We start from the raw sequence: 21,964 nt of genomic DNA, 5'->3' as shown, positions 1-21,964 counted from the left end.
CCAGCCCAACGATGATGTGGTAGGCATGGACTACCTGCAGTCGCTGCCGCGACGCTGGGTGGTCACCTACATTCCGCTGGGCATCTTCGTCTTCGTGATGCTCTTCCCCTTCTACTGGATGGTGGTCACCTCGTTCAAGCCGAACGAGGAGCTGCTGTCGCGCGAGGGCAATCCGTTCTGGGTCATCAAGCCGACGCTGGACCACTTCAAGAAGCTGATCTTCGACACGCCCTACCCCGAGTGGCTGTGGAACACGGTGCTGGTGTCCGTCGTGTCGACCTTCGTCTCCATCGTGGCCTCGGTGCTGGCGGCGTATGCGATCGAGCGGTTGCGCTTCTCGGGCGCCAAGCCGGTGGGCGGCGCGATCTTCCTGGCCTACCTGGTACCGCCGTCGATCCTGTTCATCCCGCTGTCGGCGGTGATCTTCCAGCTCGGGCTGTTCGACACCAAGATGGCGTTGATCCTCGCCTACCCGACCTTCCTGATCCCCTTCTGCACCTGGCTGCTGATGGGCTACTTCCGCTCCATCCCCTTCGAGCTGGAGGAGTGCGCGCTGATCGACGGCGCGAGCCGCTGGCAGATCCTCGTCAAGATCATCCTGCCGCTGGCCGTACCGGGTCTGATCTCGGCGGGCATCTTCGCCTTCACGCTCAGCTGGAACGAGTTCATCTACGCGCTGACCTTCGTGTCGAGCTCGGAGAACAAGACCGTGCCGGTCGGTGTGGTGACGGAGCTGGTGGAAGGCGACGTCTACCACTGGGGGTCTCTCATGGCCGGTGCGCTGCTCGGCTCGCTGCCGGTGGCCTTCGTCTACTCGTTCTTCGTCGAGCATTACGTCTCGGGCATGACCGGCTCGGTCAAGGAGTGACACCGTGAGCGCGAACAAGCCGACCGTCGGCTTCGTCGGCGTGGGCCTGATGGGCCACGGCATGGCGAAGAACCTCGTCACCAAGGGCTGGCCGCTGGTGGTGCTGGGGCACCGCAAGCGCGAGCCGGTGGAGCACCTGAAATCGCTCGGCGCGCGCGAGGCCGCCACGCCGCGCGAGCTGGCCGCGCAGTGCGAGATCGTGCACCTGTGCGTGACCGGCTCACCGCAGGTGGAGACGACGATGCGCGGCGAGAACGGCCTGCTCGCCGGCGCGAAGCCTGGCTCGGTGATCATCGACTGCTCGACCTCCAACCCGGTGTCGACGTTGGCCTTGGCCGACGAAGCGAAGGCCAAGGGCGTGCACTTCGTCGACGCGCCGCTGTCGCGCACGCCCAAGGAGGCCGAAGCCGGCACGCTCGACACCATGGTCGGCGCCTCGCCCGAGGTGTTCGCGCGCATCGAGCCGGTGCTGCGCGCCTGGGCCGGCAACGTGGTGCACCTCGGCCCGGTGGGCCTGGGCCACAAGATGAAGCTAGTCAACAACTTCATCGCCATGGGCTATGCGGCGCTGTTCTCCGAGGCACTGGCGATCGCGCGCCGTTCGGGGCTCAGCGTCGAGCAGTTCCACGCCGTGATCGGCTCGGGCCGCATGCGCAGCCCCTTCTACGACACCTTCATGCAGTGGACGCTGGCCGGCGACGAGAACGCCCACCGCTTCACCATCAGCAACGCCCACAAGGACATGCGCTACCTGTCGGCCATGGCCAACGAGGCCGGCGCGGTCAACCTGCTGCAGCCGCAGGTGAAGAACATGTTCGCGGCGATGGAAGCCGCCGGCCAGGGCGAGCGCTTCGTGCCGATGCTGGCTGATTTCATCGCGGGAGTGAACGGGCTGCCGCCCGCCGGGAGCAAGCAATGACCAAGAAGAAGGCGCCGAGCGAACTGCGCTCGCAGCAGTGGTTCGGCCGCCAGGATCGCGACGGCTTCGTCTACCGCAGCTGGGTCAAGGGCAAGGGCGTGCCGCACGACCAGTTCGACGGCCGGCCGGTGATCGGCATCTGCAACACCTTCAGCGAGCTGACGCCTTGCAACTCGCATTTCCGCACGCTGGCGGAGCAGGTGAAGATCGGCGTCTACGAGGCCGGCGGCTTTCCGCTCGAGTTCCCGGTGATGAGCCTCGGCGAGACGCTGCTGCGGCCCACCGCGATGCTGTATCGCAACCTCGCGTCGATGGACGTGGAGGAAAGCATCCGCGGCAACCCGATCGACGGCGTGGTGCTGCTGATGGGCTGCGACAAGACCACGCCCTCCCTGCTGATGGGCGCGGCCAGCGTCGACCTGCCGACCATCGGCGTCTCCGGCGGGCCGATGCTCAACGGCCAGTGGCGCGGCCAGACGCTGGGCTCGGGCACCGGCGTGTGGAGCATGAGCGAGCAGGTGCGTGCCGGCACGCTGAAGCTGCAGGACTTCTTCGAGGCCGAGAGCTGCATGCACCGCAGCCACGGCCACTGCATGACCATGGGCACGGCCTCGACGATGGCCAGCATGGTCGAATCCCTCGGCGTCGGCCTGCCCGGCAACGCCGCCTTCCCGGCGGTGGACGGCCGGCGCAACGTGCTGGCGCGCGACGCCGGCCGCCGCATCGTGCAGATGGTGCACGAGGACCAGCTGCTGTCGAAGGTGCTGACGCGCGAGGGCTTCGAGAACGCGATCAAGACGCTGGCCGCGATCGGCGGCTCGACCAACGCGGTGATTCACCTGGTGGCGATCGCGCGGCGCATCGGCGTGGATCTCACCATCGACGACTTCGACCGCCTGGCCAGCGAGATGCCGTGCATCCTCAACCTGCAGCCCAGCGGCCAATACCTGATGGAGGACTTCTGCTACGCCGGCGGCCTGCCGGCGGTGATGAAGGAGATCCTGCCGGCGCTGAACGCCCACCACGTGACGGTGACCGGCAAGACGGTGGCCGAGAACGTGGCCTCGGCACAGAACTTCAACCCGGCCGTCATCAAGACGATGGCGGAGCCCTTCAAGGAGCAGGCCGGCATCGCCGTGCTGCGCGGCAACCTCGCGCCGCGCGGCGCCGTCATCAAGCCCAGCGCGGCCACGCCCGAGCTGATGGTGCATACCGGCCGCGCCGTGGTGTTCGAGGACATCGAGGACTTCCACAAGCGCATCGACGACGAGAGCCTGGATGTCGACGAGACCTGCATCCTGGTGCTGAAGAACTGCGGGCCCAAGGGCTACCCCGGCATGGCCGAGACCGGCAACATGCCGCTGCCGCCCAAGGTGCTGCGCAAGGGCATCACCGACATGGTCCGCATCAGCGACGCACGCATGAGCGGAACCGCCTACGGCACGGTGGTCCTGCACACCGCGCCCGAGGCGGCGGCCGGCGGCCCGCTCGCGCTGGTGAAGAACGGCGACCTGATCGAGCTCGACGTGCCGAAGCGCAAGCTGCACCTGCACGTGAGCGACGAGGAACTCGCGAAGCGCCGCGCCGCCTGGGCGCCGCCGACGCCGCCGCTGCAAAGCGGCTACTGGAAGCTCTACATCGACCACGTGCTGCAGGCCGACGAGGGCGCCGACCTCGACTTCCTGGTCGGCAAGCGCGGCTCGTTCGTGCCGCGGGACAACCATTGAGCCGCTGCGCGGCTCGATGATGATGGTTTCAGTTCACTGCAGCCGCACGGCGTCGTCGAAATACCAGCTGCGGCGGATCTCGATCACGTCGTAGTCGCGGGCGAGCGATGGCGGGAACGGCGGGTAGGGCCGCAGGTTCTCCACGATGCGGCGGATCGCCTCGTCGACCTCCGGCACCCCGCTGGAGACCACGAAGGTCACCGACTCCACCGATCCGTCGCTGCGGACCGCCACCGTCACCATCGGCGGCCGATGGGGCCGCTTCGCCACGGGGCGGACGGTGTCCGGCAGAGTGTTGAACTGGATCTTGCGCGCCCAGTCCTCGGCATAGCGCACGAGTTCGACGTTGGGGTCGCTGCGGCCCCAGAGCCTCACCCGCCGGGCGGTGCTCAGCGACAGCGGAAGCGATGGGGTGGAACGGGCTGCCGCTGCGGCTGCGTCGCGACGGTCGGCCTCCTCGTCGAGTTGACGGCCGATGGCGCGCAGCACCGCTTCGCGACGCTGCGCCTCGGCCTGCTCGGCCTCGATGCGTGCGGCCTGCTGGCGCGCCTGCTCCTGCCGCCGGGCTTCCTCGCGTGCCGCGGCTTGTCGCAAGGACTCCTGGCGCTCAGCGTCCAGGCGAGCCGCTTCGGCACGTGCCGCCTCCAGGCGAACGCGTTCCTGCCTTAGCGCTTCCTCGCGCGCCGCGGCCTGGCGCAGGGCCTCCTGGCGTTCGGCCTCCTGCCGGGCCGCCTCGGCACGTGCCATCTCCTGGCGGGCGCGCTCCTGCCTTTGCGCCTCCTCGCGCGCCGCGGCCTGGCGCATGGCCTCCTGGCGTTCGGCCTCCTGCCGGGCTGCCTCGGCACGTGCCATCTCCTGGCGGGCGCGCTCCTGCCTTTGTGCCTCCTCGCGCGCCGTGGCCTGACGCAGAGCTTCCTGGCGTTCGGCGTCCTGCCGTGCTGCTTCGGCCAGTGCGGCCTCTTCGCGCAGGCGCGCGAGCCTTTGCGCCTCCTCGCGTGCCGCGGCCTGGCGCAGGGCTTCCTGGCGTTCGGCGTCCTGTCGTGCTGCTTCGGCCACTGCGGCCTCTTCGCGCAGCCGCGCGAGCCTTTGCGCCTCCTCGCGTGCCGCGGCCTGGCGCAGGGCTTCCTGGCGCTCGGCGTCCTGCCGCGCGGCTTCGGCCAGCGCAGCCTCTGCGCGCAGGCGCTCCAGCCGTTGTGCCTCCTCGCGCTCGGCGGCCTGACGCTGCTGCTCCAGTCGCTCCGCGTCGCGCCTGGCGATCTCGGCCCGTTCTGCCTGCTTCCGCTCCTCTTCCAGTTTCGAGGCGTCGTTCTCGCGCGTGGAGGGCGTCGCAGACTCCGGCGCCGAGGCACTCGGCGCCACCACCACCGGCGAGGTGGGCGAGAACGGAACGGCCAGCGCCACGGGCGCGGCGTCTTCCGGCGCTGGCGCCTGGGGAGCCGCGGGCAGCGGCGGTGGCGGTGGCGGAGACGGCGGGAGCGGATCGGGCGGCGGTGCCGGTGCAGGCGTTGGAGGGGCCGGCTCCACCACCTCGGCCTGTGCCACGGCCACCGGTGCCGCCTCCACCGGGGGAGGCGACGGCTTGGCCGGGGCAGGCGGCGCAACGGCACGGCGGGCGGGCCGAGGGGCGATCTTCCTGGGCGCCGGCGGTGCGGGTGCTGCCGCGGGCGCCGGCGGTGCGGGTGCTGCCGCGGGCGACGGCAGCGGTGCGGGCGGCGGCGCCAGACTGGCCTGCATCGCCGGTTCCGGCTCCGGCGGTGGCGCGGGTGCCGCAGGCACAGGCGGCGGGTTGACGAGCACGATGTGCAGATCGGGCACTTCCGCGCGCCGCTCGCGCCACGGGAACAGCAGGCCCGGCAAGCCGTGTTCGTCGCCGCCGAAAGCCAGGCTGCCCACGGCCACGTGCACGACGACGGAGATCAGCAGCGCCCGCACCAGTTCGCGGTCGCGGCGCAGCCGGCGCCACAGCCGCCACCCGGTCGAGCGCCGCCGGCCCGCGCTGACCGCGCGCGGCTTTGCCGCCGCGTCGCGATCGCCGGAAGACTTCATGCGGGCCATGACGCCGATTCTCGCGGGCGCGGGCCTAGCGCCGCCGCAGACCCAGCCACATCACGGTGCCCACCACGATGAGGCCGCCGGCCACCTGCGAGGGCGCGATGGCCTGATCGAGGATCGCCCAGGCCAGCACCAGCGCGAAGATCGGCTCCACGTTCATGATCGCCGAGTTGCCCACCACGCCCAGCCGCGGCAGCACGGTGAACATGATGGTGAAGCCGGTGCCGTACAGCAGCGTCAGGCCGGCCAGGCCCACCCAGCCGGTGGCATCGGCCGGCAGGTGAAAGCCGCCCTGCACCGCCACGCCGGCCAGCGCGAGCAGCGCCACCTGGCCCATCGTGGCGGCGGTACGCACGCGGCCGTCGAGGTCGCCCGCCTCGTGCTGAGTGAAGACGAGCGCCAGGCCGAAGGTCGCCGCCGCGCCGAGCGCGAAGGCCACGCCGGCACCGATGCGGCTCCACTGCCCGGCGGCACCCAGCCCGGAGGCGGCGCCGAAGACGTCGAGCGCCAGTGCCAGGCCGGCCAGCATCACCGGCATGGCGATCAGCACCCGCCGCTCGGGGCGGTGCGCGTAGACGACGCGCGCCCACAGCGCCGTCCACAGCGGGTAGGTGTTGAAGGCCAGCAGCGCCAGCGCCACCGGCAGCCTCGCCACGGCGGAATAGAGGCACAGGCTCTGGATGGCGATGAGCACGCCGATGGCCGGCAACGCGCGGCGGTGTTTCGCCTGCAACCTCAAGGGCACGCCCTGCCAGGCGATGATCGCGCCCACCACCAGCGCCGTCACGGCGCTGCGGAACACCACCGCCGTGGCCACGTCCACGCCGTGATTGAACGCCACGCGCGCCGACACGTGGTTCGCGCCCATCAGCAGCGCGATCAGCAGCAGGGTGAGGAAGGCGGCGGTCGAGAGCGCCGCCGGCCGAGCGTCGCCGGCCACGGTCAGACGCTGGCCGTGAGGCCGCCGTCGACGTAGAGGATGTGGCCGTTGACGAAACGCGCCGCATCGCTGGCGAGGAACACCGCCGCGCCGGCGAGTTCCTCCACCTCGCCCCAGCGACGCATCGGCGTACGCGCCACCAGCCAGCCGCTGAAGGCGGCATCGTCGATCAGCTTGCGGTTGAGCTCCGTCTTGAAATAACCCGGCCCGATGCCGTTGACGTTGATGCCCGAGGGGCCGAGGTCGGCGGCCATGCCCTTGGTGAGCATCTTCACGGCGCCCTTGCTGGCGGTGTAGGGCACGATGCCCGGGCGGCCCAGTTCGCTCATCACCGAGCAGATGTTGATGATGCGGCCGCGGCCGCGCGGCATCATGCGGCGCGACACCGACTGCGCCACGTGGAAGACGGCGTCGAGGTTGGTGCGCATGAGTTCGTCCCAGTCGGCCTCCGCGAAGTCGACGAAGGGTGCGCGCCGCTGGATGCCGGCGTTGTTGACGAGGATCTCGATCGGGCCGAGCTCGCGCTCGATGGCGTCGACGGCGGCATCCACCGCGGCGCGATCGGCGACGTCGAAGCCCCGCGCCTCGACGGCCAGGCCCTCCTCGCGCAGCGCATCACGCGCCGCGGCCAGGCGCTCCGGATCCCGGCCGTTGAGCACCACGCGCGCGCCGGCCTGGGCCAGGCCGCGCGCCAGGGCGAGGCCGAGGCCGGCCGAGGAGCCGGTTACCACGGCGAGACGACCGTCGAGCCGGAAGCTGTCGAGAACATTCATGAAGCGATGATGAACCGTGAAAACCCCGCGAGTCTCGCACCGCCGGCCCGCCGGCGTCTGCCCCTCGCTGATAGAATGCCGCCTGTTCCGAGGAGCGTTGCAAGGCCGCCAGGCCCCAGGCTCGGAAACTTCTACTGCAACGGCGCTCACCCGCACGGTCACGTCTCGTGGGTGAGTTCGGTCAAGGCCTCCCTTCCTGCGTGCTGCGGGTTCCATCGATTCTGGAGCTCACCATGAACGCTGTTCTCAAGCCTTTGCACAACGACCAGTACGCCATTGCCGACCTGTCGCTCGCCGACTGGGGCCGCAAGGAACTCAAGATCGCCGAAACCGAGATGCCGGCGCTGATGGCGATCCGCGAGGAGTACGCCAAGAGCCAGCCCCTGAAGGGCGCGCGCATCACCGGTTCGCTGCACATGACCATCCAGACCGCCGTGCTGGTGGAAACGCTGCAGGCGCTGGGCGCCGAGGTGCGCTGGGCCTCGTGCAACATCTTCAGCACGCAGGACCACGCCGCCGCCGCGCTGGTGGCCGCCGGCACGCCGGTGTTCGCCTACAAGGGCGAGACGCTGAAGGACTACTGGGACTACACCCACCGCATCTTCGAGTTCGGCCCGAAGGGCGCCGAGAACGAAGGCCCGAACATGATCCTCGACGACGGCGGCGACGCCACGCTGCTGATGCACCTGGGCAAGCGCGCCGAGAAGGACGCCTCGGTGATCGCCAACCCGGGCAGCGAGGAAGAACGCGAACTGTTCGCCGCCATCAAGGCCAAGCTGGCCGTCGACCCGATCTGGTACTCGCGCAAGGCCGCCCAGATCATCGGCGTGACCGAAGAGACCACCACCGGCGTGCACCGCCTCAACGAGATGTCGGTCAAGGGCACGCTGCTGTTCCGCGCCATCAACGTCAACGACTCGGTGACCAAGTCGAAGTTCGACAACCTGTACGGCTGCCGCGAGAGCCTGGTCGACGGCATCAAGCGCGCCACCGACGTGATGATCGCCGGCAAGATCGCCGTGGTGGCGGGCTACGGCGACGTGGGCAAGGGCTCTGCGCAGGCGCTGCGCGCCCTGTCGGCGCAGGTGTGGGTGACCGAGATCGACCCGATCAACGCGCTGCAGGCCGCGATGGAGGGCTTCCGCGTCGTGACCATGGACTGGGCCGCCGACAAGGCCGACATCTTCGTCACCGCCACCGGCAACAAGGGCGTGATCACCCACGAGCACATGAAGGCGATGAAGCACAACGCCATCGTCTGCAACATCGGCCACTTCGACAACGAGATCGACATCGCCTCGGTCGAGAAGTACCAGTGGGAAGAGATCAAGCCGCAGGTCGACCACATCATCTTCCCCGACGGCAAGCGCATCATCATGCTGGCCAAGGGGCGGCTGGTGAACCTCGGCTGCGCCACCGGCCACCCGAGCTACGTGATGAGCTCGTCGTTCGCGAACCAGACGATCGCCCAGATCGAGCTGTTCACGCATGCCGACGCCTACGACGTGGGCAAGGTCTACGTGCTGCCCAAGCACCTCGACGAGAAGGTCGCGCGCCTGCAGCTCAAGACGCTCAACGCACAGCTGACCGAGCTGACGGAAGAGCAGGCCGCCTACATCGGCGTGCCCAAGCAGGGCCCGTACAAGCCCGACACCTACCGCTACTGATCGCGGCGAGGCCATGCGCGCGGACCAGCTGCTGGTGCAGCGCGGTCTCGCGCCTTCGCGTTCGGCCGCGCAGCGGCTGATCGCGCAGGGCGCGGTGCGCTGGCTCGGGCCGGCGGGCTGGGCCGCGCCGCGCAAGGCGGGCGACGAACTGCCGGAGGGCTGCGAGCTGCAGCTCACCGACGACGCCGAGCTGCGCTGGGTGTCGCGCGGCGGGCTCAAGCTCGACGGGGCGCTGTCGCACACCGGCATCGACGTGACCGGGCGCACCTGCCTCGACGTGGGCCAGAGCACCGGCGGCTTCACCGACGTGCTGCTGGCGCGCGGCGCGGCGAAGGTGGTCGGCATCGACGTGGGGCACGGCCAGCTGCACGAGCGGCTGCGCGACGACCCGCGGGTGGTGGCACTGGAGGGCGTCAACGCGCGGCACCTCGACGCGACGGCATTGCCGGTCCCGCGCTTCGGCCTGATCGTCGGCGACCTGTCGTTCATCTCGATGACGCTGGTGCTGCCCGCGCTGGCCCCGTTGCTGGCCGTAGACGGCGAGTTGCTGATGCTGGTCAAGCCGCAGTTCGAGCTGCAGCCGGCCGACATCGGCAAGGGCGGCATCGTGCGCGACGAGGTGGCCTACGCGCGGGTGCAAGCACGTGTCCGCGAGGCCTGCGCCGCCTGCGGCTTGGCAGTGGCCGACTGGTTCGCCAGCCCCATCGCCGGCGGCGACGGCAACCGCGAATTCTTCGTGAGGGCGCGCCCGAGCAGCGGCGCACAGGAGAGAGAACATGAATGAGATCCGTACCCCGATCCCGGTGAGCTTCGAGTTCTTCCCGCCCAACACGCCGGTGGGCAGCGAGAAGCTGCGCGGCGTGGTGGCCGAGCTCGCGGCGACGAAGCCGGAGTTCTTCAGCGTCACCTACGGCGCCGGCGGCTCGACGCGCGAGAAGACGCTGTCCACCGTCAGCGAGATCGCCGCGATGGGCCACGAGGCCGCAGCGCACCTGTCGTGCATCGGCGCCACGCGCGAGAGCATCCGCGAGATCCTGGCCACCTATCGCGAGCGCGGCATCCGCCGCCTCGTCGCGCTGCGCGGCGACCTGCCCAGCGGCACGGCCACTGCCGGCGAATTCCGCTACGCCGCCGACCTGGTGCGCTTCATCCGCGAGACCGAGGCCAACCACTGGCACATCGAGGTGGCGGCCTATCCGGAGGTGCACCCGCAACAGCGCTACGCGAAGCGCGACCTGCAGCATTTCGCCGACAAGGTCGGCGCCGGCGCCGACGCCGCGATCACGCAGTTCTTCTTCAACGCCGATGCCTACTTCCACTTCGTCGCGGAGGCGCGCGCGCTGGGTGTGACGGTGCCGATCGTGCCGGGCATCATGCCCTTCCACAACTACGCGCGCATCGCGCAGTTCGCGCAGCGCGACGGCATCGAGATCCCGCGCTGGGTCGCGATGAAGATGGAAGGCTTCATGGACGATGCGGCGTCGATCCGCGCCTTCGGCCTCGACGTGGTGACGCAGCTGTGCGAGCGGCTGATCGCCGGCGGCGCGCCGAGCATCCACTTCTACACGCTGAACCAGTCGGCGCTGGCGCTGGACATCTGCAAGCGGCTCGCCCGCCCGGTTTGACCTGGGTCAGGAGTGGGTGGAAGGCACGTTGCTCGATAGTCACAACGCCTGTGGGGTCTTGATGCACCGCAACAGGGGTACCGGGGCGCAGGTCTGAAATGCCCGTCGAGGAAATAGCCCTCGCTTCGACAGGACACAAGACCATGAACACCCAGACCTTCCAGCGCGCCGCCCTTGCCCTCGCCATCGCCGGCGGGCTCGCCTTCCCGACGCTCGCCCAGGCGCAGGCCACGCCGTGGATGGTGCGCGTGCACGCGCTCAGCCTCGACAGCGCGAACAAGGACAGCACGGGCCTCGATCTCACGGTGAATAACAAGGTGTTCCCGGAAGTCGACATCTCCTACTTCTTCACGCCGAACATCGCCGCGGAGCTGGTGCTGACCTATCCGCAGAAGCACACCGTGAAGGCCGGCGGCACCGAGATCGGCTCGCTCAAGCACCTGCCGCCGACCCTGTCGGTGCAGTACCACGTGACCGACCTCGGCGCCTTCAAGCCCTATGTCGGCGCGGGCCTGAACTACACCCGCTTCTCCAGCGTCGACCTGCCGGCCGGCGTCTCGATCGACAAGAACAGCTTCGGCCTCGCGGTCGGCGCCGGCTTCGACTACGAGATCCAGAAGAACATCTACCTGAACCTCGACGTCAAGAAGGTGCAGATCAAGACGACGGTCAGTGCCGGCGGCACCGACCTGGGCGACTTCAAGGTCGACCCGCTGCTCGTCGGCGTGGGTGTCGGCTTCCGCTTCTGATCTGTTCAGAAGCTGATCGAGGGCGGCGGCCGGCAGAGCGCCGGGCCGCTCCCAAGCCGGCCGGCCATTCCCTCGGGGGATCGGCCGGCGTACCCGTCGGCCGAGGGGCCGTCATACCAGGGGTTTCTGCCAGCTCACGCCATCCTCGGTGAGCATGGCGTCGAGCACGAAGTCCTGCTCGGTGGGCAGCAGCAGCGGCAGGAAGCCGTGGCTGTAGCTCACCCCCACGGTCACCGGCCGCGGCGAGATGGATTTCAGCGTGCGGTCGAAGAAGCCGCCGCCGTAGCCCAGGCGGACGCCGCCAGGGCCGTAGCCCAGGCAGGGCACCACCAGCAGCTCGGGCACGAACTCTTCCGTGTCCTTGGGCTTGGGGATGTCGTAGGCATCGAGCTCCATCGGGCAGCCCGGGTACCAGACGTGGAACCGCAGCGAGCCGCTGTCGCGGTCCTTCACCGGCAGGCCGATACGCCGCACCACGCCGTCCGGCGCGCCTTCGGTCCAGCGGTACAGCGCCGGCAGCGGATCGAACTCGCCCTTGATCGGCCAGTAGGCGCCGATGGTCTTCTCGGGGCGGCCGACCAGCCAGACCCGCAGCACGCTCTGCAGCGCCACGGCGCGCTCGAGCCGGTCGGGCAGGGCCTGGCGGGCGGCGACGAGGCGTTGGCGCAGGGCATCGCGGTCGGTGGGCGTCATGGCGCGAGAAGTGATCGGCGGGGAGCGCATTGTGCAAGACTGCGCCATGGCCGCCGACTCCGAACTCGCCGCCCACTGCCGTGAACTGCTCGCGCCGCTGGGTGCGGTGCGCTCGCGGCGCATGTTCGGCGGCCACGGCTTCTACGTCGACGATCTCTTCGTCGCCCTGATCGCCTTCGGCCGCCTCTACCTCAAGGCCGACGATCGCAGCCGCGCCCGCTTCGAGGCCGCCGGCTGCGAACCCTTCGTCTACGACGGCAAGGGCAGGCCCGTCACGATGAGCTACTTCACCGCGCCGGAAGACGCCATGGAGTCGCCCGCGCTGATGCAGCCCTGGGCGCGGCTCGCACTGGAGGCCGCCGTGCGCGCCAGGGCCGCGAAGAAGGCGCCTGCGAAGCCGGCCAGGCCGGCGCGCTGAACGCGCGGCTGCCAGCGCACTTCGGCGCCTTCGCCGCGCCGCCACGACTCGATCACCGCGCCTTGCGCATCGGCCAGGCGCAGCGAGTCGCCCGGCGACAGCACGACGTCGCTGCCGTCGGCGGGGCCGCAGCGGCCGGTCAGCCAGACGCGGCCGCGCAGCACGGTGAGTTCCCCGGCGCCGGCGCCGACCCGGCGGGCTTCGCCGGGGGCCAGCGAGAGGATCCGTTGGGATTGCGAATTCATCATCAATCTCCTGCAAGTCAGGTTACCATGATCAGTCTTGCAACGAGGAAGATCCAATGAGTTCGGCATCCACCATTCATGCGATTTTGATATGAATGCGCCACGCCGCCGGCCGCTCACGCTGAACAACCTGCGGGCCTTCGAGGCGGTGGCCCGGCTGGCCAGCTTCAGCGCCGCCGCCGAGGAGCTGTACCTCACCCAATCGGCCATGAGCCGGCAGATCAAGAGCCTGGAAGACGAACTCGGCGCCGCGCTGTTCGTGCGCGGCACCCGCCACGTCGAGCCGACACAGGATGCGCAGATCCTGCTGCGGGCCGTGGAGCCGGCGCTGTCGCGGCTCGATGCCGCGGTGCGGCAGATCCGCGAGAAGCGCACGCGGCAGCGTGTCAGCGTGGCGACCTTCGCCTCCTTCGCTTCGCTGTGGCTGCTGCCGCGCATCGAGGCCTTTCAGCGCGAGCACCCGGACATCGACATCCGCGTCTCCGCCCACGACGCGCTGTCCGACCTCGACGACCCCGAGCTCGACCTCGCGCTTCGCTACTGCAGCCCGGCCCAGGCACCGGCGGGCGCGGTGCGCCTGTTCGGCGAGACGCTGACACCGGCGGTGAGCCGCACGCTGATGGAGCGCATCCGTGCCGGCGAGGCGCCGCCCCTGTCGCGGCCCGCCGACCTGGCGCAGCACACGCTGGCCGAGGAAGACGACCACCGCGCGAGTTCGGAATACCTCAGCTGGCGGCACTGGCTGGTGCAGCACGGCGAGCCCTCGCTGCAGCCGCGCCGATGGCTGTACCTCAACTTCACCTACCAGCAGGTGCAGGCGGCCCTGGCCGGCCAGGGTGTGGCGCTCGCCCGCGTGGCGCTGGTGGCCGAGGCGCTGGAGCGCGGCGAACTGGTCGAGCCCTTCGGCGTGGCCGGGCGCATCACCAGCCCTTACTGCTACTGGCTGATCGTCTCGCCGGCCAGCCGCGCGCGGCCCGAGGTGGGTCAGTTCTGCGACTGGGTCGAGGCCCAGGCGGCGCTGACCTGCGCGGCCAGCGGCGAGGCCGTGCCGGCGCCTACGGCGCCACGCCGCGCTCGGTGACGATCAGCGTCAGCGGGATGTCGTGCGGCTGGGGGCTGAACTGCTCCGCGCCCAGCTCGGTGAACGACCAGGCCACGCCCACGGTCGTGAGGTGCGGGTGCTTGGCGAGGTAGCGGTCGAAATAGCCACCGCCGTAACCGAGCCGGTAGCCACCGGCGGCGTAGCCGACGCAGGGCACCAGCACCACGTCGGGCACCACCACCGGCCCGGCGGCGCTGGCGATGCCGCATTCGTCGGGCACCATGGTGGCGCTCCGGTCCCACTGGCGGTAGTCCATCTCGCGCGGCTCGCGGCGGCAGAACGGCAATGCCCATGGCAATTGGTCGCAATAGGCGTCGGCGGCCAAAGCAACCACTGCGTTAAATTCGGATCGTATGGACACGTAGAGGCCCAGGCACTGGGGCTCCAGTTGAGTGATGACTTGCGTCAAGTGGCGCGCCAGCGCCGCCTCTGCCGCCGCATAGTCGGCCGAAAGGGCGAACTGCTGGCGCCGCTCGCGCAAGGCGCGGCGCAATTCGGCGCGGGGGCTGAGTGGGGCGCTCACGGTGCCGCGGGCAGTGAAGAAGAACGGGAAAGACGTTGAATCGAATGCAGAAGGCCAAGGCAGTATATGGGCGGGCTCCGAGGGCCGAGGCACGGCGCGGCGTGCTGCTGGCGCTGCTCGCCACCAGCCTGTCGATGCCACTGACGGCTTCGGCAGCGCCGGGTGACGGCGCCATCCTCGAGGCGCGCGAGGCGCTGCGCAAGAAGGACGGCCAGGGCCTCAGGGTGGCGCGCGCCGCGGCCATCGCCTCGGGCCATCCGCTCGCGCAATGGGCCGACTACTTCGAGCTGACCAACCGCCTCGCCGAGGCGCAGCAGTCCGAGCTCGACGCCTTCTACGCCCGCTGGCCGGCCACCTACGTCGAGGACCGGCTGCGCAACGATTGGCTGCTCGAGCTGGGCAAGCGGCGAGACTGGGCCAACTTTGCCGTCGAGTACCCGCGCTTCCGCATGAACGACGACCGCGAGGTGCGCTGCTACGCCCTGATGCTCGACCACCAGGCCGGCAAGGACGTCAAGGCCGAGGCCTTGTCGACGTGGCTGGCGCAGCGCGACGCCGACGACGGCTGCGCGCTGATGGCCGCCACGCTGGTCGACGCGAAGAAGTTCGGCAGCGCCGAGGTGTGGCGCAAGGCGCGCTTCGCGATCGACGCCAACCGCCCGCGCGCGGCGCGCCAGGCCGCGGCGCTGATCAGCCTCGCCGCCGGCAACAGCGTCGGTGAATTGAGCGACAGCGCGGTGCGCTACCTTGCGCGCAGCGCTTCGGCGGCCTCGCGCCCGGGCGCCGAGCTGGCCACGCTGGCGCTGATGCGGCTGGCCTCCAGCGACCCTGACGCGGCCGCCTTCCAGCTCAACGACCGCTGGGACAAGGCGCTGCCGCCCGACCTGGCCGCCTGGGCCTGGGCCTCGGTGGCCAAGCAGGCGGCGCTGAAGCTGCTGCCCGATGCCTCCGAGCATTTCCAGCGCGCCGCGCAGCGCGCCAGCCGCGGCGGTGCCGAACCCGACTGGCCGGACGACACGCTGGCCTGGAAGGTTCGTGCCGCGCTGCGTGCCGACGACGGCCGCGGCCGCTGGCAGCAGGTCATGCAGGCGATCAACGCGATGACGCCGGAGCAGCAGCGCGACCCAGGCTGGGTCTACTGGAAGGCTCGCGCACTGCAGGCGCTGGCGCCGGCCTCGCAGGACGACGAGGGCATGCGCGTCATGGCCGGCGAGATGCTCGCCGGCATCGCCGGGCGGCTGAACTTCTACGGCCTGCTCGCCGCCGAGGATCTCGGCCAGCCGCTCGCCCTGCCCGCAAAGCCGGCGCCGCCGACTGCCGAGGAGATCGAAGCCGCGCGCACCCACCCGGGACTCACGCGCGCCTTGCAGCTCATCGAGATCGGCCTGCGCAACGAGGGCGTGCGCGAGTGGAATTTCTCGTTGCGCGGCATGGGCGACCGCGCCCTGCTGGCCGCCGCGCAGCGCGCCTGCGACGCCCAGGTGTGGGACCGTTGCATCAACACCAGCGACCGCACGCGCGAGGAGATCGACATCGACCAGCGCTACCCGCTGCCCTTCCGGAAAGACGTGATCGCCAAGGCCAGCGAGATCGGCCTGGACCCGAGCTATGTCTACGGCCTGATCCGCCAGGAGTCGCGCTTCATCCTCGACGCGCGCTCGCACGTCGGCGCCTCGGGGCTGATGCAGATCATGCCGGCCACCGCGCGCTGGACGGCGCGCAAGATCGGCCTGGACTACACGCAGGACATGCTCACCGATCGCGACGCCAACCTGCGCCTGGGCACCAGCTACCTGAAACTGGTGCTCGACGACTTCGGCGGCTCGCAGGCGATGGCGGCAGCGGCCTACAACGCCGGGCCGAACCGGCCGCGCCGCTGGCGCGAGGGGCCGGTGCTCGACGCGGTGGTGTGGGCGGAAAACATCCCCTTCAACGAGACGCGCGACTACGTCAAGAAGGTGCTGCACAACGCCACGGTCTACGCCGCCGTCACCGGCGCACCTGCGCCGTCGCTGAAAGCCCGGCTGGGCGCGAAGATCGGCCCGCGCGAAGCGTCGGCGCCGGCCTCCGACACCAACCTGCCCTGACGCCATGAAGACCAACATCCTGGTGCTCGGCGGCACGGGCTTCGTCGGCCGCAGCGTGTGCGAGAAGCTGGTCGAGCGCAACGGTGGCGGCGGTGGCCGCATCGTGGTGCCCACGCGCCGCCTGGCCGGCGGCAAGCACCTGCAGATGCTGCCCACGCTGCAGCTGGTGCAGGCCGACGTGCACGACGCGGCGCAACTCGCCAGGCTGGTGGCCGGCTGCGACGCGGTGATCAACCTCGTGGCCGTGCTGCAGGGCGACGAGCGCCGCTTCCAGCAGGTGCACGTCGAGCTGCCGCGGCGCATCGCGGCGGCCTGCCAGACGGCAGGCGTGAAGCGGCTGATCCACGTCAGCGCCATCGGCGTGGCGGAAAACGCGCCGAGCCGCTACCTGCGCTCCAAGGCGCAGGGCGAGAAGGTGCTGGCCGGCGCGGGGCTGGATCTCACCGTGCTTCGCCCCTCGCTGATCTTCGGCGCCAGCGACAAGCTGCTCAACCTGTTCGCCACGCTGCAGGCGGTCGCGCCGTTCGTCCCGCTGGCCGGCGCCGACTCGCGCTACCAGCCGGTGTGGGTGGATGACGTGGCCGCGGCCATCGTGCGCTGCCTCGACGACGACGGCACCATCGGCAAGACCTACGAATGCGCCGGCCCCGAGGTGATGACGCTGCGCGACATCGTGCGCAGCGCCGGCCGCTGGGCCGGTTGCGAGCGGCCGGTGATCGGCCTGCCCGGCGGCATCGCGGCGCTGCAGGCCACGCTGATGGAGCTGCTGCCCGGCGAGCCGCTGATCTCGCGCGACAACCTGGCCTCGATGACCGTGCCCAACGTGGCCAGCGGCACGCTGCCGGGGCTGGATGCGCTGGGTATCCGCCCGGCGGCGATGTCGGCCATCGCGCCCGGCTACCTGTCGCGCGGCCAGGGGCCGGCCCGGCTGGACGCCTTCCGCGCCCGCGCCCGCCGCGGCTGAGCTGAGCCGCGTGCGCGCCGCGCATCGCGGCGATGCACGATGCTCACCCACGGCCACCGCGGCCGTGGCTAGCATGGCGAGCCACGAACAAGGAGGCCCGCCATGCAGCTCTACATCGGCAACAAGAACTATTCGTCCTGGTCGATGCGCCCCTGGGTGCTGATGAAGCAGGCCGGCATCCCTTTCGAGGAGGTGATGCTGCGCTTCGACGCGTTCACGCCCGACTCCACGTTCAAGCGGCAGCTGGCCCGCCTCACGCCCGCCGGCCGCGTGCCGGTGCTGATCGACGACGGCTTCGCGGTGTGGGACACGCTGGCCATCGCCGAGACCCTGGCTGAGCGCTTCCCGGCCAAGCAGCTGTGGCCGGCCGACCCGAAGGCGCGCGCTCGCGCGCGCAGCGTCTGCGCCGAGATGCATTCGGGCTTCTCGGCGCTGCGCAGCCACTTCCCGATGAACATCGAGGCGCGGCTGCCCGAAGTCGGCGCGAAGGTGATGGCCGAGCAGGCCGGCGTGCGCGCCGACCTGGAGCGCATCGTCGCCATGTGGACCGAGCTGCTGCGCGAGCACGGCGGGCCGATGCTGTTCGGGGACTTCAGCATCGCCGACGCCTACTTCGCGCCCGTGGTCATGCGACTGACCACCTACGCGCCGCCGCTGCCCGAGGCCATCACGGCCTACATGGCGCGCGTGCAGGCCCTGCCCGGCGTGGCCGCGTGGGTTCAGGACGCGCTGGCCGAGAAGGACTTCCTCGACTTCGAGGAACCGTACCGGAAGCAGCGCTGAAGCCGCGGCCGGGCGGCGCATACACTGCCGGCACATGAAGGTGTACCTGGTCGGCGGCGCGGTGCGCGATCAACTGCTCGGCCGCGCGTCGGGAGACCGCGACTGGGTGGTCGTCGGCAGCACGCCGGCCGAGATGCTGGAAGCCGGCTTCGAGCCGGTCGGGCGCGACTTCCCGGTCTTCCTTCATCCCGACACCCACGAGGAATACGCGCTCGCGCGTACCGAGCGCAAGACGGCGCCGGGTTACCACGGCTTCGCCTTTCACGCCGCGCCGGAGGTCTCGCTGGAGGACGACCTCGCGCGGCGCGACCTGACCATCAACGCGATGGCACGCGGCGAGGACGGCGCGCTGGTCGACCCCTACGGCGGCCAGCGCGACCTGGCCGACAAGGTGCTGCGCCACGTGTCGCCGGCCTTCGCCGAAGATCCGGTGCGCATCCTGCGGCTGGCGCGCTTCGCGGCGCGCTTTCACGACTTCTCGGTCGCGCCGGAGACGCTGGCGCTGATGCGCAGCATGGTCGAGGCCGGCGAGGTCGACGCGCTGGTGGCCGAGCGGGTCTGGCAGGAACTCGCGCGCGGGCTGATGGAGGCGCTGCCGAGCCGCATGTTCGAGGTGCTGCGCGAGTGCGGCGCGCTGGCGCGGCTGCTGCCCGAGGTCGACCGGCTGTGGGGCGTGCCTCAGCGCCCCGAGTACCACCCGGAGATCGACACCGGCGTGCACCTGATGATGGTGCTCGACATGTCGGCACGGCTCGGTGCGACCCTGGCGGTGCGTTTCGCCTGCCTGGGCCACGACCTCGGCAAGGGCACGACACCCGCCGACGTGCTGCCGCGCCACATCGGCCACGAAATGCGCAGCCGCAAGCTGGTACGCACGCTGTGCGAGCGCTGGAAGGTGCCGACGGATTGCCGCGAACTGGCCGAGGCCGTGGCCATGGAGCATGGCAACGTGCACCGCAGCGGCGAGCTGAACGCGGCTGCCGTGCTGCGCCTCCTGGAGCGCTGCGACGCGCTGCGCCGGCCGCAGCGCTTCGACGACCTGCTGCTGGCCTGCGAATGCGACGCGCGCGGCCGGCTCGGCAAGGACGACGAACCCTACCCGCAGCGCGAGCGGCTGGCCGCAGCCCTGCGTGCGGCGCTGGCGGTCGACACCGCGCCGATCGCCGCGGAAGCGGCCGCGCGCGGCCTGAGGGGCCCGGCGATCGGCGACGCGGTGCGCGAGGCCCGCGTGCGGGCCATCGCGGAATCGATCTGACCAGGGCCTGTTCATACTACGGGGAGGCTCGCGTGACTCGGCAAACAGGCGCCGGAAAGGCGCACGGCGCAGCCCAGGCTGGCCGCCTGGGCAAGACGTGCAACGCGGCGGGCGCCTGTTTGCCGAGATCACCCTGCGGGCCGGGGTACCCCAAGGTGCTGGGCGGCGTTGCGCCGCTGGCCCAGGCGACCTGCCTGGGCGGCGCGCCGCGCCTTGCCCAGCGCCTTGGGCCACCCCGGCGCGAGCCTTCCCGTAGTGTGAATAGGCCCTAGATCAGCGCCCCGATCGCCATCGCGATCAGGCTGAGCAGCAGGCTGCTGGCCACCGGGAAATGCCATTCGCGGCCGCGCCAGCGCACGCTGAAGTCGCCCGGCAGCCGCCCGAGGCCGATGCGGCGCAGCCAGCCCGCCAGGCCCTGGAAGACCACGAAGGCGAGCAGGAAGACGATCAGCCAGCGCATGGGCGTGCCTTGCTCAGAGGGTGTGGGTACGGTCGCCCTGGGCGAAGCCGATCGGTTCGATGTCGATGCCGCGGGCCAGGCCGATCACCTTGAAGAGCTCGCCCATCTCGTGCTCGGTGAGCAGCTTCTGGGTGTGGGCCACGGTGCGTACGTCAGCGCCTTGCAGCATCTCGAGGATGCCGCAGTTCATCAGGAAGCGCGCCTGCGTGGTGTAGCCGATCACGTCCAGCCCGGCGTCCTGCGCGGCCAGCGCGATGCCGGTGAAGTCGACATGGGCGGTGATGTCCTTCTCGCCGACGTCGACGAGCGGATCGTCGTCGCTGCGATGGGCTCGGTGGCACATCAGCGTGCCGCCATGGCGCTGCGGATGCCAGTACTCCGCTTCAGGGAAGCCGTAGTCGATGAAGAAGGCCGCACCGCGAACGAGCTTGCCGGCCAGCGTGGCGACGAAGGCCTGCGCCTGCGGATGGATCTCGGTGACGGTGCCCGGCACGAAGGGGCCCTCCACCGGCGGGCGCAACGGGGTGGGCCGGTCGGACCAGACGAATCGCGCGTCCTGCACGGCCACACCGCGTTCGAACCACTGCTCGCCATCGAAGTGCAGCAGCTGCACCGGCATGGCATCGAGCACCTCGTTGCCGATCACCACGCCGGTCATCGCTTCGGGCAGTTCATCGGCCCAGCTCACCTTCTCGCCGAAGGCCCGCAGGCGCTCGCGCTGGCGCTCGCGCAGCGAGCCGGACAGGTCGACGATGGTGTAGCGCGACACCCGGTCGCCCAGCGCCTCGAGCAGTTGCCCCGCCAGCGCACCGGAGCCGGCGCCGAATTCCCACAGCTCGGTGCTGCCGGCGGCCTCCAGCGCCTGGGCCACCTGGCGGGCCAGCGCACGGCCGAACAGCGGCGAGAGTTCCGGCGCGGTGACGAAGTCACTGCCCGAACCGGGCATCGCGCCGAACTTGCGGCTGCCGTGGCTGTAGTAGCCCAGGCCCGGCTCGTACAGCGCGATCGCCATGAAGCGGTCGAAGGCGATCCACCCACCGGCACCGTCGATGGCCTCGCGAATGCGGCGCACAAGGCCCGCCGATACACTGTCGCCCTCGTTCGGTTGCATTGCCGCATTGTAGGAAGCCATGTCCTCCCGCCCCGTCGTGCTGGTCACCGGCGCCGCCCGTCGCATCGGGCGGGCGATCGCGCTCGACCTGGCCGCCCATGGGCACGACGTGGCGCTGCATTGCCACAAGCCGTCGGCGGAGTCGGAAGCCAGCCTGGCCGATCTGCGCGCCCTCGGTGTGCGCGCCGAGCCGTTCGCCGCCGACCTGGCCGAGGAAGCCGCCTGCCGCGCGCTCGTGCCGGCGGTGGCCGAGACCTTCGGCCGCCTCGACGCGGTCGTCAACAACGCCTCGCGCTTTGCCTACGACGATGCGGCGAGCTTCGGCCACGCCGAGATGGAGGCGCACTGGCGCGTCAACACCGCGGCGCCGATCCTGCTCGCCCACGCGCTGCACACGCACCTGCTGGCGCGTGATGCAACGGGCTGCGTGGTCAACCTGCTCGACCAGAAGCTGGCCAACCCGAATCCGGACTTCCTCTCCTACACGCTGTCCAAGGCCGCGCTGGACAGCGCCACGGTGATGCTCGCGCAGGCGCTGGCGCCGCGGCTGCGGGTCTGCGGCGTGTCGCCGGGCGTGACGCTGCTGTCCGGCGACATGAGCGATGCCGACTTCGAAACCGCGCACCGCATGACGCCGCTGCGCCGCTCGTCCACGCCGGCCGACATCGCCCAGGCGGTGCGCTACCTGATCGGCGCCGAGGCAGTGACGGGCACCACGCTGCTCGTCGACGGCGGCCAGCATCTGGCCGCGCAGCCCCGCGACGTCGCCTTCCTCGTCCGCCCCCACTGACCATGCACAGCCTGCTCCACCACGCCAGCCTGCGGGACTGCCGCCGCCTCTTCCTGCGCGACTACGAGGTGCGCATGAACATCGGCGTGCACGACTTCGAGAAGCAGGGTGAGCAGCGCGTGCTGATCAACGTCGACCTGTACGTGCCGCTGTCACTGTCGACACCGCAGCACGACGAGCTCGACGAGGTGGTCGACTACGACTTCATCCGCC

The 21,964-nt window shown here is 70.5% G+C and carries 22 protein-coding genes, 1 pseudogene and 1 riboswitch; of the genes and pseudogenes, 15 read left to right on the top strand and 8 right to left on the bottom strand.

Features of this window, described 5'->3' with window-relative positions:
- Positions 1-25: 25 nt before the first annotated feature.
- The 3 genes from AB7U92_RS00790 to AB7U92_RS00780 are packed head-to-tail and all read left to right on the top strand — an operon-like array spanning position 26 to position 3,514.
- Positions 26-868 carry a carbohydrate ABC transporter permease gene (locus tag AB7U92_RS00790; RefSeq protein WP_428573796.1) on the top strand — a complete coding sequence of 281 codons (843 nt, stop codon included), beginning with the start codon at positions 26-28 and terminating at the stop codon, positions 866-868.
- A 4-nt stretch (positions 869-872) separates the two neighbouring features.
- Positions 873-1,787, top strand: a complete 915-nt coding sequence (locus AB7U92_RS00785; protein ID WP_428573766.1) for an NAD(P)-dependent oxidoreductase — start codon at positions 873-875, stop codon at positions 1,785-1,787.
- Positions 1,784-3,514 carry an IlvD/Edd family dehydratase gene (locus AB7U92_RS00780; protein ID WP_428573764.1) on the top strand — a complete coding sequence of 577 codons (1,731 nt, stop codon included), beginning with the start codon at positions 1,784-1,786 and terminating at the stop codon, positions 3,512-3,514. Before AB7U92_RS00785 ends, AB7U92_RS00780 begins: the two co-directional genes overlap by 4 nt.
- 33 nt (positions 3,515-3,547) lie before the next feature.
- On the opposite strand, the gene AB7U92_RS00775 is transcribed toward AB7U92_RS00780, so the two are convergent.
- Genes AB7U92_RS00775 through AB7U92_RS00765 form a run of 3 tightly spaced genes read right to left on the bottom strand, consistent with a single transcriptional unit; the run spans position 3,548 to position 7,279 of the window.
- A complete protein-coding gene (locus AB7U92_RS00775) occupies positions 3,548-5,569 on the bottom strand; it encodes a TonB family protein (protein ID WP_428573762.1) in 2,022 nt (673 codons plus the stop codon).
- Positions 5,570-5,594: 25 nt separating this feature from the next.
- Positions 5,595-6,506, bottom strand: a complete 912-nt coding sequence (locus tag AB7U92_RS00770; protein ID WP_428573760.1) for a DMT family transporter — start codon at positions 6,504-6,506, stop codon at positions 5,595-5,597.
- A gap of 2 nt (positions 6,507-6,508) precedes the next feature.
- On the bottom strand, positions 6,509-7,279 hold the full coding sequence (locus AB7U92_RS00765; RefSeq protein WP_428573758.1) for a glucose 1-dehydrogenase: 771 nt from the start codon (positions 7,277-7,279) through the stop codon (positions 6,509-6,511).
- An 83-nt stretch (positions 7,280-7,362) separates the two neighbouring features.
- A riboswitch (S-adenosyl-L-homocysteine riboswitch) is annotated at positions 7,363-7,434 on the top strand.
- Positions 7,435-7,512: 78 nt separating this feature from the next.
- Between AB7U92_RS00765 and ahcY the strand changes: the two genes are divergently transcribed.
- The 4 genes from ahcY to AB7U92_RS00745 all read left to right on the top strand — a co-directional run bounded on the left by ahcY (position 7,513) and on the right by AB7U92_RS00745 (position 11,320).
- On the top strand, positions 7,513-8,946 hold the full coding sequence (ahcY, locus tag AB7U92_RS00760; protein ID WP_428573756.1) for an adenosylhomocysteinase: 1,434 nt from the start codon (positions 7,513-7,515) through the stop codon (positions 8,944-8,946).
- Positions 8,947-8,959: 13 nt separating this feature from the next.
- A complete protein-coding gene (locus tag AB7U92_RS00755; RefSeq protein WP_428573754.1) occupies positions 8,960-9,730 on the top strand; it encodes a TlyA family RNA methyltransferase in 771 nt (256 codons plus the stop codon).
- Complete coding sequence (gene metF, locus AB7U92_RS00750; RefSeq protein WP_428573752.1) at positions 9,723-10,571, top strand: methylenetetrahydrofolate reductase [NAD(P)H]; 849 nt, start codon at positions 9,723-9,725, stop codon at positions 10,569-10,571. Before AB7U92_RS00755 ends, metF begins: the two co-directional genes overlap by 8 nt.
- Before the next feature lie 143 nt (positions 10,572-10,714).
- Positions 10,715-11,320 carry an OmpW/AlkL family protein gene (locus tag AB7U92_RS00745; RefSeq protein ID WP_428573750.1) on the top strand — a complete coding sequence of 202 codons (606 nt, stop codon included), beginning with the start codon at positions 10,715-10,717 and terminating at the stop codon, positions 11,318-11,320.
- Between the two features lie 111 nt (positions 11,321-11,431).
- Here AB7U92_RS00745 and AB7U92_RS00740 read toward each other — a convergent pair whose 3' ends face one another.
- On the bottom strand, positions 11,432-12,013 hold the full coding sequence (locus AB7U92_RS00740) for a 5-formyltetrahydrofolate cyclo-ligase (protein WP_428573748.1): 582 nt from the start codon (positions 12,011-12,013) through the stop codon (positions 11,432-11,434).
- A gap of 46 nt (positions 12,014-12,059) precedes the next feature.
- Here AB7U92_RS00740 and AB7U92_RS00735 point away from each other — a divergent pair, with 46 nt between their 5' ends.
- On the top strand, positions 12,060-12,431 hold the full coding sequence (locus AB7U92_RS00735) for a TfoX/Sxy family protein (protein WP_428573746.1): 372 nt from the start codon (positions 12,060-12,062) through the stop codon (positions 12,429-12,431).
- Between the two features lie 98 nt (positions 12,432-12,529).
- Here AB7U92_RS00735 and AB7U92_RS00730 read toward each other — a convergent pair.
- Positions 12,530-12,676, bottom strand: a pseudogene (locus AB7U92_RS00730) (hypothetical protein); the annotation flags it as partial.
- A 91-nt stretch (positions 12,677-12,767) separates the two neighbouring features.
- On the opposite strand from AB7U92_RS00730, the gene AB7U92_RS00725 reads away from it, so the two are divergent.
- Entirely contained in the window at positions 12,768-13,757 is a 990-nt protein-coding gene (locus tag AB7U92_RS00725; RefSeq protein ID WP_428573744.1) for a LysR substrate-binding domain-containing protein, read from the top strand.
- Here the strand turns inward: AB7U92_RS00725 and AB7U92_RS00720 are convergent.
- The gene (locus tag AB7U92_RS00720; RefSeq protein ID WP_428573742.1) at positions 13,732-14,301 is read right to left on the bottom strand and encodes a 5-formyltetrahydrofolate cyclo-ligase; all 570 of its coding nucleotides are present in this window, start codon (positions 14,299-14,301) and stop codon (positions 13,732-13,734) included. The two genes, AB7U92_RS00725 and AB7U92_RS00720, sit on opposite strands and share 26 nt — an antisense overlap.
- 44 nt (positions 14,302-14,345) lie before the next feature.
- On the opposite strand from AB7U92_RS00720, the gene AB7U92_RS00715 reads away from it, so the two are divergent.
- The 4 genes from AB7U92_RS00715 to AB7U92_RS00700 all read left to right on the top strand — a co-directional run bounded on the left by AB7U92_RS00715 (position 14,346) and on the right by AB7U92_RS00700 (position 19,390).
- Entirely contained in the window at positions 14,346-16,388 is a 2,043-nt protein-coding gene (locus AB7U92_RS00715; protein ID WP_428573740.1) for a transglycosylase SLT domain-containing protein, read from the top strand.
- 4 nt (positions 16,389-16,392) lie between these two features.
- Positions 16,393-17,352 (top strand): complex I NDUFA9 subunit family protein, encoded by a 960-nt coding sequence (locus tag AB7U92_RS00710; RefSeq protein WP_428573738.1) that lies wholly within the window; start codon positions 16,393-16,395, stop codon positions 17,350-17,352.
- 102 nt (positions 17,353-17,454) lie between these two features.
- Entirely contained in the window at positions 17,455-18,135 is a 681-nt protein-coding gene (locus tag AB7U92_RS00705; RefSeq protein WP_428573736.1) for a glutathione S-transferase family protein, read from the top strand.
- Between the two features lie 34 nt (positions 18,136-18,169).
- Positions 18,170-19,390, top strand: coding sequence for a multifunctional CCA addition/repair protein (locus AB7U92_RS00700; protein WP_428573734.1), 1,221 nt, complete (start codon positions 18,170-18,172; stop codon positions 19,388-19,390).
- Positions 19,391-19,658: 268 nt separating this feature from the next.
- On the opposite strand, the gene AB7U92_RS00695 is transcribed toward AB7U92_RS00700, so the two are convergent.
- Together AB7U92_RS00695 and AB7U92_RS00690 are read right to left on the bottom strand one after the other, a co-directional pair.
- A complete protein-coding gene (locus tag AB7U92_RS00695; RefSeq protein ID WP_428573732.1) occupies positions 19,659-19,850 on the bottom strand; it encodes a DUF2905 domain-containing protein in 192 nt (63 codons plus the stop codon).
- 13 nt (positions 19,851-19,863) lie between these two features.
- Positions 19,864-20,961, bottom strand: coding sequence for a class I SAM-dependent methyltransferase (locus AB7U92_RS00690; protein ID WP_428573730.1), 1,098 nt, complete (start codon positions 20,959-20,961; stop codon positions 19,864-19,866).
- A gap of 19 nt (positions 20,962-20,980) precedes the next feature.
- On the opposite strand from AB7U92_RS00690, the gene AB7U92_RS00685 reads away from it, so the two are divergent.
- Entirely contained in the window at positions 20,981-21,751 is a 771-nt protein-coding gene (locus AB7U92_RS00685) for an SDR family oxidoreductase (RefSeq protein ID WP_428573728.1), read from the top strand.
- A 2-nt stretch (positions 21,752-21,753) separates the two neighbouring features.
- The coding region (locus AB7U92_RS00680) for a dihydroneopterin aldolase (protein WP_428573726.1) at positions 21,754-21,964 on the top strand (211 nt) is incomplete at its 3' end.

Origin of the sequence: Piscinibacter sp., assembly GCF_050175855.1 — a bacterium.
Taxonomy (GTDB): Bacteria; Pseudomonadota; Gammaproteobacteria; order Burkholderiales; family Burkholderiaceae_C; genus Piscinibacter.
The sequence above is the reverse complement of the archived record's forward strand: the minus strand, read 5'-3'. Positions and strand labels throughout refer to the sequence as shown.

What these genes read in the sequence shown, in the direction of transcription:
- AB7U92_RS00775 (WP_428573762.1), bottom strand. Translation starts at nt 5,569, where the DNA reads ATGGCCCGCATGAAGTCTTCCGGCGATCGCGACGCGGCGGCAAAGCCG.
- AB7U92_RS00735 (WP_428573746.1), top strand. Translation starts at nt 12,060, where the DNA reads ATGGCCGCCGACTCCGAACTCGCCGCCCACTGCCGTGAACTGCTCGCG.
- metF (WP_428573752.1), top strand. Translation starts at nt 9,723, where the DNA reads ATGAATGAGATCCGTACCCCGATCCCGGTGAGCTTCGAGTTCTTCCCG.
- AB7U92_RS00745 (WP_428573750.1), top strand. Translation starts at nt 10,715, where the DNA reads ATGAACACCCAGACCTTCCAGCGCGCCGCCCTTGCCCTCGCCATCGCC.
- AB7U92_RS00700 (WP_428573734.1), top strand. Translation starts at nt 18,170, where the DNA reads ATGAAGGTGTACCTGGTCGGCGGCGCGGTGCGCGATCAACTGCTCGGC.
- AB7U92_RS00715 (WP_428573740.1), top strand. Translation starts at nt 14,346, where the DNA reads ATGCAGAAGGCCAAGGCAGTATATGGGCGGGCTCCGAGGGCCGAGGCA.
- AB7U92_RS00765 (WP_428573758.1), bottom strand. Translation starts at nt 7,279, where the DNA reads ATGAATGTTCTCGACAGCTTCCGGCTCGACGGTCGTCTCGCCGTGGTA.
- ahcY (WP_428573756.1), top strand. Translation starts at nt 7,513, where the DNA reads ATGAACGCTGTTCTCAAGCCTTTGCACAACGACCAGTACGCCATTGCC.
- AB7U92_RS00725 (WP_428573744.1), top strand. Translation starts at nt 12,768, where the DNA reads ATGAATGCGCCACGCCGCCGGCCGCTCACGCTGAACAACCTGCGGGCC.
- AB7U92_RS00710 (WP_428573738.1), top strand. Translation starts at nt 16,393, where the DNA reads ATGAAGACCAACATCCTGGTGCTCGGCGGCACGGGCTTCGTCGGCCGC.
- AB7U92_RS00790 (WP_428573796.1), top strand. Translation starts at nt 26, where the DNA reads ATGGACTACCTGCAGTCGCTGCCGCGACGCTGGGTGGTCACCTACATT.
- AB7U92_RS00695 (WP_428573732.1), bottom strand. Translation starts at nt 19,850, where the DNA reads ATGCGCTGGCTGATCGTCTTCCTGCTCGCCTTCGTGGTCTTCCAGGGC.
- AB7U92_RS00705 (WP_428573736.1), top strand. Translation starts at nt 17,455, where the DNA reads ATGCAGCTCTACATCGGCAACAAGAACTATTCGTCCTGGTCGATGCGC.
- AB7U92_RS00690 (WP_428573730.1), bottom strand. Translation starts at nt 20,961, where the DNA reads ATGCAACCGAACGAGGGCGACAGTGTATCGGCGGGCCTTGTGCGCCGC.
- AB7U92_RS00780 (WP_428573764.1), top strand. Translation starts at nt 1,784, where the DNA reads ATGACCAAGAAGAAGGCGCCGAGCGAACTGCGCTCGCAGCAGTGGTTC.
- AB7U92_RS00755 (WP_428573754.1), top strand. Translation starts at nt 8,960, where the DNA reads ATGCGCGCGGACCAGCTGCTGGTGCAGCGCGGTCTCGCGCCTTCGCGT.
- AB7U92_RS00685 (WP_428573728.1), top strand. Translation starts at nt 20,981, where the DNA reads ATGTCCTCCCGCCCCGTCGTGCTGGTCACCGGCGCCGCCCGTCGCATC.
- AB7U92_RS00740 (WP_428573748.1), bottom strand. Translation starts at nt 12,013, where the DNA reads ATGACGCCCACCGACCGCGATGCCCTGCGCCAACGCCTCGTCGCCGCC.